This is a genomic window from Rhodothermaceae bacterium, from assembly GCA_009838195.1.
GTDB lineage: Bacteria > Bacteroidota > Rhodothermia > Rhodothermales > Bin80 > Bin80.
The window spans coordinates 54,784-75,348 of the sequence record VXSC01000032.1; the positions used below are offsets into that span (position 1 = coordinate 54,784).

Sequence of the window (20,565 nt, forward strand, 5' to 3'; positions counted from 1 at the left end):
TATGTTCTTCTGTGGCATAAATTACAGCAGGTGAGCCTCGATCATACCGGATATCCTCTCCATGAGCTAAGTGCATTTCTTAAAGAGCCAATATATGCCCCCTGTTCACTACACCATTGAACGATGGCCTCAAAATGTTTGCCCCATCCTGGATAATCCATTTCTTCCCCAATCACATTATGCCACAATGCAACCCCTACTCCACCAAATTTCTGGCACATTCTTAGAATTTCGGTGCTTTCGTGGATAGCTTCTTCCACTCCATAATTCTGCCGGTTAAAGAGAACCCCATCCATCAAGAGCAGGGGCATTTCCCACAGGTCCATCACCTCGTTCCTATTACAGTCAAACTTTAAAAATGGCATACAGGTACCATTCCTGAATCCTGCACACTCCGAAAATCCAAGCGATGAATCAATCAGGAAGCCGGCTTCAGCCTGCAACCGCGGTGTGATCCTGGGATCATAGCGCAGGAAATGTTGCCGGACACTCACGGGGGGCGTTCCAATTTGATTGGTGAGTGTACGGCGCTCGCTGCGCAAATAGCCGGGATGCGCATATGCATGGTAACTAGGATGCAACCCAATTTCAAAATCATCCGACTGCAGATCCCGCAGCATTTTTTGCAAGAATTTCTGATCCAGTCGATAATCCACATCATTGGGGCCATGAGCGGCAGCTTTAAGAAAAACGGTTGCGCTCCCATACCTGCGAATCAAACGATGCATTCGATACAATGCAGTTTGAAATGCATCTCCGGGCGTGAAATAACTTTGGATAAATTGAAATAACCTGCGCCACCTCTCCATACCATTCACCTTTCGGTGATTCAGAAGAAAATAGTGCACCTTCTCCCTGAGAATCATCCCTAACCGCCAATGTTGAAGATAGTCTACATCAATGGTCGGACAAAATGCCCACTTTTTCCCCGCCCAAGTCTTTGACGATACCTGAATCCCCGCTGCGACAAGTTTTCCTTGAAGCACCTCACGATAACAATCCACAACCGGAATATGCGTCACATTCAGCATTGCCTGAAGTGATTCTTTGTGAGGGAAGCGGCCATGCGGGTCCCTCGCGATAGTTGCATTCTCCTGCCAGCCGGAGAGCCAATAAAATGTCGATGCGACTAAATCATCCCCCGTCTTTGACGAGAAAAGAACTGGAAAATTGCAGCCGAAATTGTCTTGCCATGTAACGGAAGCCACATTCAGTGGGGCAAAATCATCAAAGAAATCTTCTGAGTTGGGAGCTAGCGGCAATACAATGATCTTTGGGTCAAGCCCGGAGGGCGCATCCCCATAGTAGATTCCCCGCCCGCCCAGCTTACTGCGGGACTGAAATATCGGACCCAAACCAAGCGGGCCAAGTAACATGCGTATACTATACTCAGCCTTAGGCCTGTATTGGTGGCCCACTTCAAGGCACACGGGAATTGCTGAATTCATTGACAATTGTTTTTCTTCATACCGTCAGTTCCCGCATCAAATTAAGCAGTTTGTCCATTCTCTAGGTGACTAGCTGAACGCCGGAAAGCATTATAATGGCCCGTGATCTTACCGTACTTGCTGACCCTGTCCATGGATTCATTAAAATTCCTCAGAAGATAATCCAATCACTGTTAGAATCCCTCGAAGTGCAAAGACTTCGTCGGATTAAGCAGTTGGGGATGGGATCTCTCGTTTTTCCTGCGGCAGAGCACAGTCGCTTTCCACACGCTTTGGGAGCAATGGGACTGTTATCTGGCGCATTAGACAGTTTTGAAGCGAAGGGAACTCGCATCGAAGAGGAAGAGCGGCTGACCGCTATGGCGGCGATCCTCTTACACGACATTGGCCACAGTCCCTTTTCGCATACGCTCGAGTCCAAGCTGATCCATGATACGAAGCACGAGGAGATAAGCATAGCATTGGTTAAGCGCCTCAAATCACAGATGGGCAGCCTGCTTGACATGGCGATAGAAATGCTTGAGGGTAACTATGAAAAACCATTCTTTAATGCTTTGATTTCCAGTCAACTGGATATGGACCGTCTCGATTACCTGTGCAGAGATTCTCATTTTACCGGGGTTGCCGAAGGCAGGATCGGAGTTGGCCGGATTCTACGAACATTATGTGTCCATCCTGCCGATGGCGGGTCTAAATCCCACCTTGCCATTGAGTCTAAAGGGGTATATGCGGTTGAAAATGTGCTCATTGCAAGAAGGCTAATGTACTGGCAGGTGTATGTTCATAAGACAGTCATTGCTGCAGACCATGCACTTGTAGGGGCCATTGATCGGGCTCGTGACCTGATTCGCAATGGTGACGATGATGCCGTGCATGGAATATCTCCGACCCTCTATTGGTTTCTCAAGGAGAATCCAGATAAGAGCCGAGTTATTGAGGATCAGGTTCTGACTCGCTTTCTTGATTTAGATGACTCCGAGGTGATTTACAGCTTAAAGCAGTGGTGCACCAGTAACGACCGAATTCTCGCGGATTTATCGCGTCGGATTATTACCAGGGATTTATTCCGTTGCACCTTTCTAGAGGAAGAACCAAGCGATCATCTTCGTGAAAACTGGAGGGACCGCGTAACGCATACTCTGAGGAAAATGGGGATTACAAGCCCTGAAGCCCATACCTATTACTTAAAAGTCGGCAAATCCAGTCACGCGGCCTATAAACCGGACAAGAATGTCGTGCATGTCCTGAGTCCTCAGGGTCACCTGAGCGAGCTGGGTCAGTACGCGGATGGAGCCGCAATCAATGCCCTCACCAAGTTTGTACAAAAACCATATGCCTGTCACCCAAAAACCGTCGAGTTAGAGCTATGATTCCAGGGCGTTACGGCAGTACTCTACACACTTGCCCATTTCCTCCATCACACTGGATCCCTCGGGAATCGGGTATTCCAGCTCAATCATCGCAGGAATCGGATACCCCTCGTCTCTGATCAGTTGCAGTACTTCGGCAATCGGAGTATCTCCCATACCCCAGGAAACATTGTCCTGCCCGTTTTCAGGGCTTTTTCGATCCTTGAGATGTAAATGGGCAATTCGATCGTGGTATTGCTGGATAACTGGGATCGGAGATGTCCCCAATGCAGCGACATAGTGGCCGATATCTAGATTGAGCATATTGTTTGGCGAATGTGCCAAATACTCATCAAAACTAAAATCTTCGTTGGCTACCTGCAGATGATTATGCATGCTATTAAGCAAACCATGTTTGGATGCAATGGGGGCCATTCGCTCGGATGAACTGGCGGAGATTTCGAAGGAGATTCCACGAGCCCCAATTGCTTTTGCGGCACGGTACGCATAATCAATATCTTCGTCCGACCAGTTGGGGTTGCCCAATTTCAAGATATCAACCTCAACACCTGCATCCCTATACATTTCTCCTAACTCTGTAAATTTTTCGATCGGAGCGCTGCGACGCCACTTCTGGAGTTCCAACTCGGCTTCTCTCCTTGCATCCATATAGGCAGTCCTTTCCTCCGATGTCATGGAGTCGAGACGACGCCAAGGCGAGCCTCCTGACGGGGCACCGGCATATCTCTCGGCGGGGGTCCCCATTAACTCTACCGTATCGAGTCCGAGCGTTTTCATATATCCAAGAATTTCTTCCGCACTATCAGGAATCTGGCGAAAGCTATAGGATATCGCGCCGATCTTTACAGCAGAAGGAGTTGCCAATAGCTGACGTGGAGCAACCGCGATTCCGGTAACTGCCGTGGCAATTTTCAGAAAATCACGGCGGTTAAATATCGTATTCATGGTGGGACAGAGTTTGTTATTGAGTTAGGAGAGAAGTTACTGAATCTATTGGCAAACAGCAACGACGGACTCATGAGTATGTATGATTAACGCCCCCTCCCGTTGGCATGACCAATTCGTTCAGGCTGAAGCGTGTGGGCTGAAGTAATGTATTAGGAAAAGACTATCCCCTGTGAGTTCCATCAATTCAGCGAAGAGTAAAGCAAACCATTAGAATATTGTTGAAGTTACTCACCAACAGGACTGTAGCTGCGAACTGAAATTTGAGGATATGGTGAGATGCGAGTAGTATACAAATGATCTTTTGAGATCGCCCTAATTATCGGCAATGAATCACCGATATACACTGCCTCCCCGGTGTGAGATAGCATGATATAAGACCGAAGTGCCGCGTATCTCTCTCCTCCCCCGTGAATACTCTCAGGCGTGAAAGAGGCGACCTGAACAATCACATATTTTTCAGGCAAAGAGACAACTCCGACTACCTGATCATACGTGCTGGAAAGTATACCCACTGATATTTGAGATCGTCCTGAGTTTCCACGTTTGTTTTCTTCAACCTCAAGTGGCTCAAAATTTGAGACTCTTGCTACCCATTGAATGTCCCCTTCAAGTGAATAGCCATAGATCATTGGAAGCAACCGAGGAGCATATATGATCCTTCTAGGTTGTCTCGAACATGCTATGTGTCCTTCACCGAAGGTAAGTTGCACCGCAGTAGATGGGGAATTGTATATGGTACCAAAAGAGCCTGAGCGATTTCCATCCGATGAATAAGAAAAGATCGAATTGGAAGATTCTCCAAGAAAAGTGCCATGAACGTAGACAATCCCATCCTGCTTGCAAAGTCCAACTGGAGAAACAGATAGGGTCATTGTCTGTCCCAACTGATGTGCATTACCAACTCGATTGAAAATTGTCTTGCGGTAAGCTTTATCGACTACATAAATTCGTCCTGTAGAGTCAACTTCCATACCCCGAGGCTTGAAAAACTCACCCGGACCTCTACCCTCACTCCCCACTGAATAGAGAAATACACCCTCCGGGTTAAATATTCTCACCTCACTGTATTGCGCATCCAGTATATATACATTCCCATTGGAATCCAATTTGATATCGGAAATCTGGCTGAACATCTCGTATGGTTCTCCATTCTCTACTCCAAGTGTCAGGATCTCTGTTGATGACAGCAGATTCTGACCTAATTCTCTGGCATCTTGGAGATCTTTGGAATCATAGTCGCGTGAATCAAGATCATGACTATCCTCAATACCAGGAATCAGGCTTGGAATTGGATGAATGATTTTCTGAGTTTCCGCAGAAGCTCTAGATGAGCTCAGAAGAATCAGTAATGCACCAAAGAGAAATGACGTTGAGTAGTGAATTTTTTCCATTAAAACCATCGTTATTGGAGAGTTAACATGACATTGACCCTTGGTTGACTTTGAAGATCCCTCTTTCTTGTGTGAGAGATTTTACCCGTTCTTCAAGAGCGAATAGCACCCGGTCCGCTACCCGTTTAAAGGCAACGAGGTTTCACACAGGTCCATAGCCTCAATCAGGTGACAGACCATCCCATTGCTGCTTGATCAGTCATTCGCCGGCTCAGCACTCTTTAGATAGTACAGTGCAGGCAATTCGCGAAGTTCCTGAGCGATATCCAAACCGTACCCCACGATAAATTCCCCGCTGGAAATAAAGCCCACATGATCCACTTCAATTGGACTCCCTTTTACCTTCACAAGGGAAACGATGGTAACGGACTTTGGCCCATACTTGGAAAGTTGCTGGCGTACATATGTCAGCGTTCGACCTGAGTCGACAACATCTTCAACCAGAATTACATGTTGATCGTGAAGGGGCACTGTCGGGGGCATGATCTCTTGTATGGACTGGTTGCTTGTCATTCGGTCACCATAGGAACTCAAGCGCCAGAAGTCAACGACGCAGGGAAGTTTTATGGCGCGTACCAAGTCTGCTGTAAAGATGAATGCTCCCTGCATTAAGCCGATCACAATCGGGCGGTGTCCCCGATGCGTACGGGTTAATATTTGTCCGATTTCCCGAACACGCACTGCAATAGCATCGGCATCCTTGAACAGCTTCAGACGCCGGCCATGAATGATTTCAGTTTCGTTCAAAATAGAGTCTAGCATAGTTTCGAGTTGCATCCATGATCCGAAATGTATGCGAGAGGCGATATCCAACAACCCATACAATTTCGCCCTTACTGCACACCACAATTGTGTCTTTTCGCTTGGAGGCTGGAACACCTATATCCGTTAACAGGTCGCTAACCTTTTTTGTACCCTCCATTCCCAGGGGGCGGATTCGATCCCCCGGTCTCCAGTTACGAACCGTCAAAGGTACAGTTAGTCGATCTGCGTCAAGCCAGGCTTCATCCGAACCGCGGAGATTGCCTGGTTTAGTGTGAGACAGATCAAGTCCAATCTGTCCTTCGGGAATGGCTACGGAGCTGGAATCCCCAAAGAGCTTTAATCTTTCCATTGGCTTGTGGTCAATGGAGTCCGAAAATGTGAGATAGTTTCGATCCCTCCATATCGCTCCCCCACCTACCTCAACCCGCTTCCCTGACTGCATGTGAATCAGAGCCATGACTCTCTGCGCCATTGCTTCATCGGCCGGAGCCCGTGGGATCCAATGACGCAGTCCTTCAATCACCAATCGCTGCGCTAATACATTGGGAATTTGCTCCAGATAGGTAATATCTAGCGATTGTCCCTCGGAGGCAGCATCAAAGTTCTCCGCAATTGCCGGAGCAATGAACTCGTCAACCCATTGTCCGACGAGATTAGCGCTGCGAGCAAGTGCCTCGGCATTCAAATGCGGCATCACCTTGGTGCGCAACCTAGACCGCAGATACTTTTCATCCTGGTTGCTCATATCTTCGCGCCACTCAAGATGCCGGGCCTCGGCATAAGCACGAATGGAGTCTCTGGTTTCAGTAAGTAATGGTCGAATCAGATTGCATGATGCTTCCAAACACCGTACTGGACGCATTCCCACCATCCCTTCCAAGCCTGTGCCACGATTGAGGTTGATGAGTAAGGATTCGGCCTGATCGTCACAATGATGCCCTACCGCAACACTTGTGATCTGCCGCTCAGAAGCTGTTTTTGTAAATAGAGAATACCGTATCTCGCGGGCGGCCATTTGCACCGAGCGCTTGGTACCGGCAGCATGAGAACGTGCAGGAACTTGACGGACGTGGAGTTTCAGCCTCCGCTGAGCACATAGGTCACGTACAAATTTTTCATCCTCATCTGAGTCAGAACCACGTAATTGAAAATTTACGTGAATAACTTCACACCCGAATCCGAGGCCATTCAACACATCCAGAAGCACAACCGAATCAACTCCTCCGCTGACTCCAATCAGGATCCGCTCGCCAGCCGCCACCTGACAGGTATGCTTCATATAAGCTGCGACCCGATCACGGAATGATTTCATCAGGCTCCCCATGATCTGCCATTCGCTGGTCGAACCGTCTGTTCAACTCTTCAAGTGTAACTCGAATAAGCGTTGGCTTTCCCCCCGGAGTACGGTAGGGTTCGTTACATTCAAAAAGACGGTCAATCAGTGTCCTCATCTCCTCATCACTCAACTTTACTCCTGGCTGTATCGCACCGCGTGTGGCGAGACTACGGGCCATTTTCTCCTCTGCCGGAAGAGGGGCTAACTCCGTCTCAGAACTCTCCTTATATCCATCAAGAATAGACTGAAGAAGCTCTTTTTCCGCCCCGACTCGTATGTGTGAGGGTACTCCACGGACGGTCACCGTACGGTTTTCAGAGATTGAATAATCAAACCCAAGTGCTTTTGCCAGTGGATCCAGTTCACGTAAGAGCTGACAGTCCTGCTGCGTCAAACAGATCAAGTGATGAAACAGGAGTTGTTGTGACAAACCTGCCCCCGAGCGTAGATCTTCTAAAGCATTCTCAAAGAGGATCCGTTGATGGGCAGCATACTGATCTACCACCAGGATCCCATTACTGAGTTGCGTGAGAATGTAAGAATCCTGTAGCTGCCATAAAAACCCAGACGGCTTGGGGTCCGCTCCGCTGGGCAACCGGCTCGGCTCCACTTCATAGACAATTGAAGTCTGATGACCATGCAAGGCTGGCAACTCATCCGCACGGGCCGGTGGACTCCAAGAACTGGATGAATCTGATCGTTCCTGCTGAAAACTCAACGAGGAAACTGCACCGGGGTGCTGAGGAATCAACTCAGCGACCCCCAAGGCTCTCCTGCAGATCGCCTGTATAAAATTATAGACTCCCCGGTCATCATCAAATCGAACCTCAATCTTTGAAGGGTGCACATTCACATCAACATTCCGGGGATCAACATTTAGGAATAGTGCATACGCAGGCTTTTGCCCCTCTGGAAGAATCGCATCATACGCTGACCTGATTGCATGATTTAAGCTGGGGCTTTTGATCGGCCTCCCATTCACAAATAGATATTGATTTTTCCGGGATTTTCGCGCATGCTCAGGATGTGTCAGAAATCCCGATGCAGAGATATAGCTGGTTCCTTCATCGACCTGCACAAGGTGTCGAGCCACTTTAGATCCGAGGACCACACGGAGACGTTCCCGGAGTGCATCCAGAAAATTCTCGGCGCGTGATCCGGCAAGCCGATACACCTCTTGTTTTTCATGCTCTAATCTAAATGCAGTCCATGGGTTTGCCAAGGCGCAGGTAACAAAAACTTCCGATATATGCCGGAATTCTGTGGTTGGTGCTTTTAGGAAACTCCGCCGCGCCGGGACATTGAAGAAGAGATTCCGAACATTAATCGTTGTCCCCACAGCTGTGGCACACGGAGAGGTTTCAATGACTTCCCCCCCTTCAATGCGCACATGAGTCCCCTCCGTGCCTTCCTGCCTCTTTGTCTTCAATGATACTTGGGCAATCGCGGCGATTGATGCTAAAGCTTCGCCTCGAAAACCCAGCGTTCGGATATTTTCTAAATCCTCAGCCTGCGCAATCTTACTGGTTGCATGACGCTCAAAGCACTGAGCAGCATCCTGTGAGCTCATCCCGGTCCCGTTATCTCTGACCTGGATCAGGTTACTCCCAGATGCTTTGATCAAGACAGAAATGTCTGTCGCACCTGCATCAATTGCATTCTCAAGCAATTCCTTGACCGCCGATGCAGGGCGCTGAACAACCTCACCAGCTGCAATCTTATTGGCCAGCTCAATAGGCATTCGCCTGATTTGCGCCGCTTGCTCCATGAATGCTGATCTAACGTCCGAGTGCGTTGTAGATATAAAAGGCAGTAAGCAATAGTGCCAAGAGATAAAAAAGAGCGATCGGACTGCGTCGACGACGGACACGACTCTGAATTCTCATGCGCCGCTTCAAACTATCATCCTTCCTAGGATCATAATAACGAGGCGTATAATCAAATTTTCTCGGTCGTACTTTACGCCCAAATAAGAGGCCCATATTAGAATTGGCTAGCGATGAAAACAATATACATATACGCTAAGGGAGCCGCTACGATCATACCATCAAAGCGATCCAGAATCCCTCCATGGCCCGGCAAGATAACGCCGGAATCTTTTACTCCTGCTACCCGCTTAAACCGGCTTTCAGCCAGGTCTCCAACCGCACCGGAGAGGGTACAAACCATCCCCAGAATAATCAAATGAGCGATACTCAGCGGCATTTCAACGGTTGCATTCAAAATAAACACTGCCAGGATAGCTCCTCCGATTCCACCGAGGAACCCTTCCCAGGTTTTGCCAGGAGAAATCGTTGGTGCTAATGGGTTTTTACCAAAAAAAGATCCTGCAAAGAATGCGAAAATATCACTCGCCCACACAAGCATCAGCACAGTGACGGTAAGCACTAACGCTTCCTGTTCAGTATACCCTGGGATTGTACGTAGATCGGTTAAAAATGCTAACAGAGTAGTCGGGTAGACTGCACCGGAAAGTGTTGCCCCCAAACGCATCAGGGGTTGCCGGGTTTTGGTGAAGGTGCACCACAAAACCAGGCCGACAACAGGGACCGCACTAAGCAGGAATATATTGGGAACTAAAGCCCGCAGTGACAGACCCGCACCTAGCAATAACCCTGTAATGATCCACGCCTGGACCCCGCATCGCTCATAGAGTTGATATAATTCAACCTGCCCCACAAGTGCTATCACCAACACCGCAATTCCAAAGTACCATGGCCCAAGCCATGCAGAGCCAACCAATAAGAATGCCCCAATCGAACCGGTAAACAAACGAGTCAATATCTGTGACATTCGTCCCCCTCCCCCCTACTTGTTCTTTAGTGCTTCCTGGGTCAATTCTTCATCAGTGAGCGATTGTTTGGAAAGGATCTCCAATGCTGAGTTCTCCATGGATTTTGGCACCAACACTCTTACCTTCGCCAAGTAGCCGTGGGTTAAATTGAACGCATGGTCCCGCTGGTTCAATATGACCGATGGGATGTCTGCATCTTCCAGACGGGCATGCACTAAAGCGGCTTCGTAGTCCGTACCACTACGAAAGACCTCCGTCCAGTCATCTAAATGGCTCTGCCTCTGCCCATGGCTTTGATGAATGAATCTGATACAGATTAAAAAAGCAAGCGCACCACCCACAATCAATGACCACGGAATGCTCTCTGGATCAGAAATGGATGTTGATCCCCACTCAGATACAACCAGCGACAACCCGTTGTTCAGAAAATGCAGAACCACCGGAATCAATAAGCTCCCCGTACGCCAGGTAACATATGCGAGATAACAGCCCAATAGAGCAAGTGGTAGCACTTGCGTAAGTCTTAAATGAAACAAACCAAAAAGGAAACCGGTGAATAGTATTCCTCCGACAATTCCCATTCCCCGCTCCGCACGCCTTTGGACAAACCCTCGGAAAAATACTTCTTCAAAAATCGCAGGCGTTGCCGCAACAAAAACCAGGTTCAGGTAGAAGTTTCCACCTCCGGAAGCAAGCCAATCCACGATTTCCATTTGCTGCTCTTCCAATGTCTGAAGAAATTCGGGTAATGGAAGCTGCTCGTTGAAGATCCCAAGACCCAGAACAATCGGAAGCAGGCAGAAAAAGCCCACGATACACAGTACTAACTCTTTCACCGTACACCGGGAAATACGCAAATAACTTGTCAGCTGGGAAGAATCCAGCCAACTTGCAAGGATTGCGATCCCGCCAAGCCCCAATGCCAACCCAATTGCATTCGCCCCGAGTAGAGCACTCCCATATTCGGCGAGTACAGCCTGTTGATTCGCAACTAGGTCCTGGAGTTCAACCCCTCCCAATGCGAGAAGAATGACGGAAGCGAGGTTGCCGATGAACAGATATGCAATCAGTCCAACGAACACCCATAGTGCTAGGACTGCAAACGTGGGCCATTTACCCGATACGCCATCAAAAAGAATCGGGCCACTCGGAGAATCTGCTTGGTCTAATTCTGCATCCACAAGGGGACGGTTCGATTTATCGAAAAATTTATCGGCCATTGAAACGTTTCAGGCTAATTGTACATTAGAGAGGCATGCGCCCGTAGCTCAGCTGGATAGAGCGTCTGCCTCCGGAGCAGAAGGCCAGAGGTTCGAATCCTCTCGGGCGTACCCTCCCGGTCTGAATTTACGTCTCAATTTGTCCTTCCGAGGATGCAACCAAGGTTGCCACCGTTGCATCTCCTGTTACATTACATACAGTTCGACACATATCAAGTATTCGGTCAACTCCCAGAATCAAAGCAATTCCCGCCGCAGGAACCCCGACCGATTGCAATATGATAATCAGCATAATAATCCCAGCACTTGGCACTGCTGCAGTCCCAATTGAGGCAAGAACGGCCAGTAGAATAATTTCAATCTGATCCATAAACCCTAATGCAATACCCAGCGTCTGGGCGATAAACACAGCGGCGACTGCCTGATAAAGGGCCGTACCATCCATATTGATTGTAGCTCCAAGTGGCAACACAAACGAAGATACCTCCTCACTGACCCCCAGATTATTCTCAACGCGGTCCATCGTTACAGGAAGCGTTGCCCCACTTGAGGAGGTACTGAAAGCAACCAACTGCGCGGGAGCAATCCCCTTGACGAATTTCTTGATCCCCAATGGGGTGAAGAACTTGATCAGGGATCCATAAGTGATCACTACCTGCAGAATAAGACCGGCCAACACGACCAGCATGTAGAAACCGAGTGCTCCCAGGAGGCTCCACAGCTCGCTCAGGTTATCACCCGAAATCAAACTGACGGTGTCTGCAAGAAGAGCAAACACACCAAGCGGTGCGATCCACATGATGATTTCCACAAGCTTAATGACGGCTGCGGTCAGGCTCTCAAAGAAGCCCAGTAGCGGCCGTGCTTTCTCCTGTGGAACCAAGAGTAATGCGATCCCGAACAACACGGAAATCAAAACTATTTGCAGCATGTTGCGATTATTCGAGGCCGCTGCTGCAATATTTCGGGGTACCATGTCTACAAACGCCTGAAGCGGGCCACGTTCCTCGGCTGAAGCAGCACTCTCCTGACGCTCTTCTGCCATATCGCTCCATTCGGCTTGCAATTCGGTACGTACATCTTCGGGAACAGTATCACCGGGACGTACGATATTGACAAGAATTAAGCCAATAATCAGCGCAAAAACGGTCGTACCGATGTAGATTGCAATCGTCTTGCCACCGATACGCGCAAGCTTACGTGTGTCTGAAAGTGAGGAGATCCCAGTGATGATGGATCCCAAAACAAGTGGCACCGCAATCATAAACAGGGAATTCAAAAATATATCCCCGAATGGGCTGATCCAATTTTGCGTGAATTCTCCCCATCCCATCGCGGCGGAAAGAATCCCATACCCCAATCCCAATACAAGACCGAGGATAATCCAGATGTGCAACTGTTTTTGCCAATTCATAATGTCAGATAAATTGCTGTGGTTGGTCTAATATAACAACGCAGGGTCAACCTACTTTTAGTCTGGAAGGTTTTTAGAGATTCATCATCGAGTGACGTCACTATTGGTCAAGAATAAAACTCAGACGGGGCGCAATGTACGTTCTACCTTGCATATCGTCCAGCAACCCGAGACTCATTTGTACACGACGGTTGTGTAACCGGGCGAAGATAGCTGCATCCACCGCAGCAATCACATGATTCGCGATCAGTAATGTGGTAATTCGGGAGGCTCGTCGCAGGTATGTATTTGCATCCGCATGATTGTCCGCATAACGATAAAACCGGGAAGATACATGCACCTTGGCATCTCCCGACTCACCCGTTTCCGGTTCAATGGAGGGAATGAACTCTCCATTCTCATCAATCCAAGTCACCTGACCATCCCGCATGAGGGCAACATAATCATCCCATCCTGGAGCATACTGGAAATATTTGCCGATTAATTCATAATACTGCTGCTCCCCAAAAAACGGTAATACATGCGAAAACGCAGCTCCCGTACTCCCGTTATACACAACGCCCTCCACTCGTCGAATTTCCTGAATAAGGGAGCGGATCGCCAACTGTTCCGATTGAGACCAGATATCTGGATTCGCAAGATTAATGCTTGAGAGTAGCGGAGAAATTTCTATTGGTGCAGCGGTGACAGGCTGTCCGCCTGGCAAGTGATTCAAGTATTGCATGTAATCATTCAACCAGGATGCATATCGGACCGGGCTCCAGTGGGCGTGCGCTTCCATTTGATAAGCATCTCTGCCATCTGTGCCTTTCTGACGCCAAGATCTATATAAAAGAAGCACTGTAGCTTCTCCAGCAACAGCAACGGCCGCCTTGATCCAGCTGCGGTTATAGGCTTGACCTGCACCGGGAACGATCGCAGACATGCCAAACGCGAGGGGAACACTTTTTCGTGAACTTGAAAACAATGCCTCCAAACTATCGGCCGTCGGCTGTGCCTGCACATTGGTACTGACGCAACCGCCAAATACAAGCACAAATAAAATATATCGCATGGCGTTATGACTCAAGAGCGGCCAGCCATGGAGTAACCAAATTTTCGAAATATGCAAAGTTGCCCGCACCACGAATGCGTTCCCGAATCATCCCCGTGCCATCAATCACGTACGAGACCGGACGTCCAAACGCAAGCTCATTTTGGAACGATTCCGGCAAATCTTCCAGCTTCACATAGCCTGACACGGTCTCCTCTGGTAACAGATCCGTGTACAACTGGAGTTCTTCTAAGGCTTCATCTGATATGGTTAAAACCACCAGCCCCTTGTCATGATAGGCAACCTGAAGTGCATCAAGTTCAGGCAACTCGGTGATACAAGGCTGACACCAGGTTGCCCAGAAATTCAGTAGAACTACACGGCCACTGTAATCGGCGATGTTCCTCTTTTCCTGGTTGGAGACCAACTGGAATTCAAAGGGTTCGGCATAGGTGGACGGGAGTGCGGTGCTGGAATGTTCTTGGTGGGTCCAGACAAGCGCAATGGTCAGGCCCGACAAGCACACAAGCAAGACGCACATGATCGTGACCATCCACTGCACCGCCCCTTGAGGGATCGGGTATGGGTTTTTGCGCAGGGCAAAATAAATGATCCCAACGCCGACTGCAATAAACAGAAAAGAAAAAACAAGTATGAGCGTCATGTGATTTTACCTAGCCTCAAAAATCAAACCCGAATAGAACCCCAAAGTGCCATTGAACCTGCTTTCCATAATTCACGCTTGGCTGTGAGGTGATGAATGCATCATCCAACTGAACCTCAAATGAATCTGCTCCGTACGTCGCACTCACAAACAGCGCCGTAGGCAAGAGATAGTAACTTCCCATCATCAAGCGAAGTTCGGCTCCAATATCTTTGCGAAGTGCGCGGCTTTCTGGTTGAACCCGTGCCCCATCCGCATAGAGCCGCAGGAATGCTTTATCCAAATAAATCGGCCCAATTTGGCGCTTGATATCTGGTAAGAGCGGCAAGAGCCACGATGCTTGCAACCACAGAGTTTCCGTTCCTCCCAATCCATAAAAAGGATAACCCCGGGCTCCTGAAAGCCCCCCTACATACTCGAAATAAAATGAATCTGCACGCCTGCCAAACAACGTTGATGCGTGCATTTTCATGTTCAGTCCATGTGATGTGCCATAAATTTGTCCAGGTAAGCGGATGCCACCTTCCAGATCCACTCTCAGGCGGTGAAGAATACTGGTATTGTACACGGGAACCAGCTGGCCATCTCGAATATCGAATCGATCCAGAAGACGCCCGGTTTCCCGATGATAGGATGCGGTCATGCGGATCCCAGTTCGCATGATATCGGATTCACGATGTGCACGCTGCAATTCGAAATACACATTCGCCATGTAGCTGCGCCCAATATAGTAGCGCGACGAAGTGCTCGGGATCCAGTCCGCTAATTCTTTCGAGTAAAACCGGTTGGTGGTCACGCGGTAAGGACTGTAGCGGTATCCCACTTCCAATAAGGTACTCCGATGGACCTTGCTGCGCAAATAGACATTGCCTTCCCATAGACCATAGGTTAAGTCTGCATTGGTGGTTTCCTGCAGGCATGCGGTACAGGGATGCTCCTCAATTGACAACCCGTTTTCTACGCTACGCTGAATATTATAAAGCTGAATAGATACCTGGGGAGACCATCGTTTGGGGATGAGCCGGAACCCTCTGGCATAATCAAACTGAAGGAATGCATCCCGTTCTAGTGCCAATAAATTGGCGGGTGCAAAAAATTGGCCGTCTCCATGGGATCCCGGGCCAATCAACAACCCGCCAAATAGACTCATGCCCTCTAGAATTTCCCTGGAAGAGAGATAGGTGCCAAACTTGAGATTTCGCCAGAAGGTCTCCGCTCTACCCCGAATGCGTCCTTCCAGTTCACGCTCTACATATTGGTCCAGCCGGATGACCGGCGAAATCGCGAAATCTGTGAACGCAGCCCCGTACGGTGAAACGTGCAATGAATCGGCTCCCAGGTAAATGTCCTCAGCCATTGCACTGGCAAGCTCATCCATCGTCAGTGCCCTTACATCTGCGTCGCTTGCCGGGTCATGGGACGAGGGCATCTTCGTGATAAATTCTGGGGGTGTATAGGAGGCTGTAGAGTTTGGGATGCCGGGATTTTCTAGCAGAGCAATTTTGTATCCATCCCACTCGTATGTGGCGTAGACAAGTGTGCCATCTGGCCTCATATCCGGCATAAATGCTCCACCGATCACCTGGGTCAACTGCCCAGACGTATCTCCATCCATCTGATAGATATTATAGATTCCATTCGCATCCGAGGCATAGTACAGAATCCCGTTGGCCACCATAGGTGAGCGTTCGTCTGCGATGGTTTGTACGACGGGGACAGAGTCGGAACCATCCACTCTAATACGCCACAAGTCGTTGCCATGCTTGCCTGGCTCAAGCCTTGCAAAATAGATCCAGTCACCATCCCATGTCGGGCCGGTCACCTGCGTGCCATTGGCAAATTGTGTAACCGGCATGGTCTCACCCGTGTCGACATCAAGAAGCCATACATTGCTCGTTCCGTCATTGGAGGTGACATAAGCAATTCTGGTTCCAGTAGAGTCCCAAGCGGGCTGCGACGCCCGTGCATCGCGTGTGAGTTGCGTGGATGTCTCTGTATCCAGTTCGATCACATGAAGGTCTGTATAGAGAAAACCCTCCGCGGTGATTCGCTGTTTTGCGTAGGCAAGTGCATTGCCATCTGGTCTCCATGCCGCTGCACCCGTGACTCCAGATTTGACCCGATGCCCTAGAGAGCAGATATAATCACCGACCATGCTCCCCAGATCATGGGCAAGAACCGAATCCGTGCTTAAATCCCGTACATACAGAGTTACCCGGCTGAAGTGTTCGCCCTTATTGGAGATGTATGCAAGTTTGGAACCGTCTGGAGAAAATCGCGGAAAGTAATTCGCAAATCCATCCGGCTCAATGATCGTTCCCTCCACGGGAGACGCTTCAATCGGCGTGATTGCTTTACGATATGCCTGCTCCAACTCCTGAAGCCACTGATCATAAACCTCTTTCCCCTTCACTCCTGTTGCCAACTCAATCGCTTCCTCTACACGCCAAGTACCCCACCGGCGCAAGTTATTGGTGATTTCAGATAAGACCTCATCCCCATATTTGTTCGCCAGGTAGAGGGTAAAGGCAAAACCATAGTTATAGACGCCCTCACGCATGAGACTGCTTTTGGAATAAAAACTGCCGAGTTCACTCAGACTGAGTGTTTTATTCTCCAGGACCCGGGTCCGCAGCAACATATCTCTATGCGAATCCCACTGATCATAGTGCGCGTGATCGTGCTGATACTGTGCGGTCCCTTCTGCCAACCATGCTGGATTACTTAGCCCGACAACGGGATAACTTACAAGTACATTGGGGTAACCATACAAGACATCCGGGCGACGCACATTTTCGTAATCCAGGACCTGGAGATAACCAAATGGTATCGCCCGGGGTAGTTTCATTGCTGCCTGGACTTGTACAATGTGCGTGAACTCGTGCGTGATCACATTGCGCATCCAGTCATGTGCCCCACGCAATGATGAGTTAAGTGCCGGTGCCCAAATTTCAATTTTATTGTCAAAAAAGAACGCCGCACCGTTCGAATAATCCTCATAGTCTTTAAGGATGATGTGCACTTTCTCATCCGGCTCATACCCGTACATCTTCGTGATCGGCCCATAAACTTCCTCCGCCACACGTGCAGCAACCTGCGCCGACCGACTTGATCCCCTGCCTTCTTCATCCAGGTGAAACAGTACTACAAAATTCTCGGTCTCAATCTGGTACCAGTCAAGAGTTGGCCGGCTAAAATCCACAAGAGACGGTGAAACCTGTGCATGCACTTGTGCAAGGAATCCTAGCGCTACAATCATGACTGCACACCACTTCATCGAATAATCGCAAGCTTAATCAAGCGTGAATCCGTCGCCCCTGAGATGGATCGTGCCTTCACCCTGGCATAGTATATACCACTCGCTGCATCGGTCGTCCAAAGGGTTTCATACGGAACACCTGCTGAAGTAGTGAAGGTGATTGAATCAATCAATGATCCCGCCGCATCTACAACTGTAACTGATACATCGGAGGATTCCTTGGTCATGCACCGAAAAAACGTAGATCCGTCCCGAATTGGGTTCGGCCAGTTATAAGTTTCCGTTGCACTGAGGAGCGATGTGGTTTCAGCAATCTGTCTGTCTAAAGCAACAAAGCTTGTATTTTGCGGTCCACCGTATTTCTCCGACCAAAGCACACGGTCAATGTCGTTGAGTCTATAGCTGCGCAGCACGCCTGCGTTAGTAACAACCGTTAAGCTGTCTCCAGAAAGCAGGGGCACCGCTTCCAAGGAAAATCCAGCAGACAAGGGGAAACCCGAGACCATCTCTCCATCCTTCCCCAGGTCCATTGCATAGATATTGCCATCCGTGGCGGTAACGATAAGCACAACCGATTCACCCGATTCGTAAACAAGCGGAGAGCTGGTTGCCCGGGCACCAATCTGAATGGGAAATGGAGGCAGTAAAGCACCTCCCTGAGAAAACGCAACCACTTTGTTGCCTACCGTGGTGACAATGTCAAGTACTCCGTCTTGATTAAGATCTGCCATGGCGACTGCCTTGGAAAAAAGATCTTCTCCGAAGTAAGCAGCAGCGGCAATTCGGATTACAATACCGTCGGGCTGCAAGAAGAGCAAATCCCTAGAACGTGGAATCGCCCCCCAAAGCCCCGTTCGATCCCGTCCCATCACTGGAGCCCCTGCATCATGATCAAGCTGATATGTCCATACTGGAGGCGCGTCAAGTGGTCCTGCCTGTGACTGCCCAAAAACATAAATACCCTCATCTGTTGCGGCGATACCCAAGGCTGGGTCATTGAGGCTGTAGGATTGGATGCTCTCCGTGATTCGAAGAACTTCGGAGCGATCCGAACCCGTGAATTGAACATAGTGTGCATCCGCATGATATACGACAGGGCTAAACGCTACAAGCTGTGTCGGAAGCACGATTGACTGAGCAAGTTCCAGCCCCTGATTCGTGATTGCATAGCGCTTGAATGTCGAACCTGCGCCGCCTTCTTTGTCAATAGTGGCAATATTTGTGGCACTAAATGCTGGTCGCACCTGTGCATTCATACGACCTATGCCTGGAACCACAACCTCACTCCCTGTAAAGACTACACCATAATTTGCAATTGAACTGACACTACCTTCTGCGTCAGCTTGCACTTCCAAAAAAGTAGATCCCAGGTCCGTTACGGATCCGTCATGGCTCTTTCGGAATGAAAAGGACATGATGGAGCCTGATTCCGAAAAGTCTTCGATAATCAGGAAGCTGTCTCCTCCCCCATTCGTTCGACTGTCAGGATTCGTATCTGGCCCAAACCGATTCTCATAGAGGGGAATGATTCGCCCGGAAGGAAGTGACACGCTCGAGGGATTGCCTTCAAAATAAAAGTCAAACGGAGCCCCTACGTTTCCATCAAATCCAATATCCTGAGCTCCATCGGCCTCTTCTATATCTACTGCCAATCTGCTACGATTATTGTTGCCCGCATGTGCAAACTGACGCTCATCAACATGCCAGATCAGAATTCCCCCATTGTACTGCTCTTGATCGGAGTCCCAACCAGGCAGAGCAAAATCGTACGAATTTGCCTGGGTCACGACTCCACCCTGAAATCCCTCTATGTTGAACCGATTAAAATCATCCCGTACTTCGGGAATGGTTTGTGTCGAAAATGCTCCGTCTTTAAATACTTGTAACGTAAGTCCCCGATTGCCCGGATCACGAACACGGTTTTCTAGGAGGAAGTATTCGGCTCTAGAAATCTCTATCCTAGCGACCTCCCCGGCCATCAATTCATATGACCCTGGATTTTGAATTTCCTTTGGATCTACCCACCCCAATGCCGTACGTGTCCATGCACTGGGCAGTGGCGGGAATAACCCACCATATGCAAAAATTCCCAAAGGATCCATCAGCCCAAACGGGCCAATCACAGATTCTCCTGTATCCGTGTTAAATAGGTCTGGCACTCCCAGATAGCTCATAAAGCTTGCCGCCAAAAGTCCATTGATGGACAGCTCCAGTAAGAAAGCTTCATCGGTGATTGCATTCAACCCTGAACGCGTTTCTGTGCGTGGGATAATCATTGAATGATTTACTGGAATTCCCTTAAAGCTTACTTCACCGGCTCCCAGCCTAGCAAGTAATTCGGAACCCATGAAGATTGACGGTAGATCCTGCGGAGTTTTGTCCAGCGTGGTCCCAATCAGCTCAATGTCACGCCCAACCCCCGCATGAAACAAGATGAAGGCCGTCTTTCCATGCTCAAGTTGCATGGGATCAAACGCGCTTATCTGATCTGCCTCATTCCAGGAATCACGGACCAGTGCAGCCAACTTGACAATCTCCGCATCACTTTCCGATTCCTCTCCAATCGGGCTGTAACTTGCCATTTGATGCTCCAACCGGATAATTTCTGGTACCAGATAAGTAGAAATCGTGGTATTGCCTGCGCTGGCAATGCCGACGTAATGCTCCAGAAAATCAAGATGAGCCTGAAAATAGGCCGCATCGTGTGGGAGCGGATCCACCTTGGGTTCAAGAGGAAACTGAAGCCCGGAAAATGTCCCATCACCCGTGGTAAAGCGCGAGGTATCGGGAGCAAACTCAACGCGAAGAGCGACCACATTGTAATGTGGATCGGCTGGTTGAACAATCTGAGCCTGGACCTGAGGCAAAGATAAGAGGCCAAACACCCAGGTAAGGAGCCACCTCATCCCGCTGCGGCCTTGAT

The 20,565-nt window shown here is 49.2% G+C and carries 15 protein-coding genes and 1 tRNA gene; 2 read left to right on the forward strand and 14 right to left on the reverse strand.

From position 1 onward, the window contains the following. Nucleotides 1–41 precede the first annotated feature (41 nt). The gene (locus F4Y64_07320; GenBank protein MXX97411.1) at nt 42–1,376 is read right to left on the reverse strand and encodes a hypothetical protein; all 1,335 of its coding nucleotides are present in this window, start codon (nt 1,374–1,376) and stop codon (nt 42–44) included. Nucleotides 1,377–1,543: 167 nt separating this feature from the next. On the opposite strand from F4Y64_07320, the gene F4Y64_07325 reads away from it, so the two are divergent. Continuing rightward, entirely contained in the window at nt 1,544–2,818 is a 1,275-nt protein-coding gene (locus F4Y64_07325) for an HD domain-containing protein (GenBank protein ID MXX97412.1), read from the forward strand. On the opposite strand, the gene F4Y64_07330 is transcribed toward F4Y64_07325, so the two are convergent. The 8 genes from F4Y64_07330 to F4Y64_07365 all read right to left on the reverse strand — a co-directional run bounded on the left by F4Y64_07330 (nt 2,813) and on the right by F4Y64_07365 (nt 11,272). After that, nucleotides 2,813–3,763: a sugar phosphate isomerase/epimerase gene (locus F4Y64_07330; GenBank protein MXX97413.1), complete on the reverse strand. Its 951-nt coding sequence runs from the start codon at nt 3,761–3,763 to the stop codon at nt 2,813–2,815. The two genes, F4Y64_07325 and F4Y64_07330, sit on opposite strands and share 6 nt — an antisense overlap. A gap of 227 nt (nt 3,764–3,990) precedes the next feature. After that, nucleotides 3,991–5,166 (reverse strand): 6-bladed beta-propeller, encoded by a 1,176-nt coding sequence (locus F4Y64_07335; GenBank protein MXX97414.1) that lies wholly within the window; start codon nt 5,164–5,166, stop codon nt 3,991–3,993. A gap of 186 nt (nt 5,167–5,352) precedes the next feature. Then, on the reverse strand, nt 5,353–5,934 hold the full coding sequence (locus tag F4Y64_07340) for a hypoxanthine phosphoribosyltransferase (protein MXX97415.1): 582 nt from the start codon (nt 5,932–5,934) through the stop codon (nt 5,353–5,355). Next, nucleotides 5,891–7,246 carry a tRNA lysidine(34) synthetase TilS gene (gene tilS / locus F4Y64_07345; GenBank protein MXX97416.1) on the reverse strand — a complete coding sequence of 452 codons (1,356 nt, stop codon included), beginning with the start codon at nt 7,244–7,246 and terminating at the stop codon, nt 5,891–5,893. The genes F4Y64_07340 and tilS overlap by 44 nt, the downstream gene beginning before the upstream one ends. Continuing rightward, the gene (gene mutL, locus F4Y64_07350; GenBank protein ID MXX97417.1) at nt 7,218–9,026 is read right to left on the reverse strand and encodes a DNA mismatch repair endonuclease MutL; all 1,809 of its coding nucleotides are present in this window, start codon (nt 9,024–9,026) and stop codon (nt 7,218–7,220) included. The genes tilS and mutL overlap by 29 nt, the downstream gene beginning before the upstream one ends. A 10-nt stretch (nt 9,027–9,036) precedes the next feature. Continuing rightward, complete coding sequence (locus F4Y64_07355) at nt 9,037–9,240, reverse strand: hypothetical protein (GenBank protein ID MXX97418.1); 204 nt, start codon at nt 9,238–9,240, stop codon at nt 9,037–9,039. A 1-nt stretch (nt 9,241) separates the two neighbouring features. After that, nucleotides 9,242–10,051, reverse strand: coding sequence for a phosphatidate cytidylyltransferase (locus F4Y64_07360; GenBank protein ID MXX97419.1), 810 nt, complete (start codon nt 10,049–10,051; stop codon nt 9,242–9,244). A gap of 15 nt (nt 10,052–10,066) precedes the next feature. Then, nucleotides 10,067–11,272 (reverse strand): CPBP family intramembrane metalloprotease, encoded by a 1,206-nt coding sequence (locus tag F4Y64_07365; protein MXX97420.1) that lies wholly within the window; start codon nt 11,270–11,272, stop codon nt 10,067–10,069. Between the two features lie 37 nt (nt 11,273–11,309). On the opposite strand from F4Y64_07365, the gene F4Y64_07370 reads away from it, so the two are divergent. Beyond that, nucleotides 11,310–11,383, forward strand: a tRNA-Arg gene (locus tag F4Y64_07370). A 16-nt stretch (nt 11,384–11,399) separates the two neighbouring features. On the opposite strand, the gene F4Y64_07375 is transcribed toward F4Y64_07370, so the two are convergent. From F4Y64_07375 to F4Y64_07395, 5 genes are all read right to left on the reverse strand, one after another. Continuing rightward, nucleotides 11,400–12,686: a dicarboxylate/amino acid:cation symporter gene (locus F4Y64_07375; GenBank protein ID MXX97421.1), complete on the reverse strand. Its 1,287-nt coding sequence runs from the start codon at nt 12,684–12,686 to the stop codon at nt 11,400–11,402. Between the two features lie 100 nt (nt 12,687–12,786). Further along, nucleotides 12,787–13,740, reverse strand: coding sequence for a hypothetical protein (locus tag F4Y64_07380; protein ID MXX97422.1), 954 nt, complete (start codon nt 13,738–13,740; stop codon nt 12,787–12,789). Nucleotides 13,741–13,744: 4 nt separating this feature from the next. Beyond that, on the reverse strand, nt 13,745–14,383 hold the full coding sequence (locus tag F4Y64_07385) for a TlpA family protein disulfide reductase (GenBank protein ID MXX97423.1): 639 nt from the start codon (nt 14,381–14,383) through the stop codon (nt 13,745–13,747). 16 nt (nt 14,384–14,399) lie between these two features. Continuing rightward, entirely contained in the window at nt 14,400–17,660 is a 3,261-nt protein-coding gene (locus F4Y64_07390; protein ID MXX97424.1) for a hypothetical protein, read from the reverse strand. Beyond that, nucleotides 17,657–20,548: a hypothetical protein gene (locus tag F4Y64_07395; GenBank protein ID MXX97425.1), complete on the reverse strand. Its 2,892-nt coding sequence runs from the start codon at nt 20,546–20,548 to the stop codon at nt 17,657–17,659. Before F4Y64_07395 ends, F4Y64_07390 begins: the two co-directional genes overlap by 4 nt. Nucleotides 20,549–20,565 lie beyond the last annotated feature (17 nt).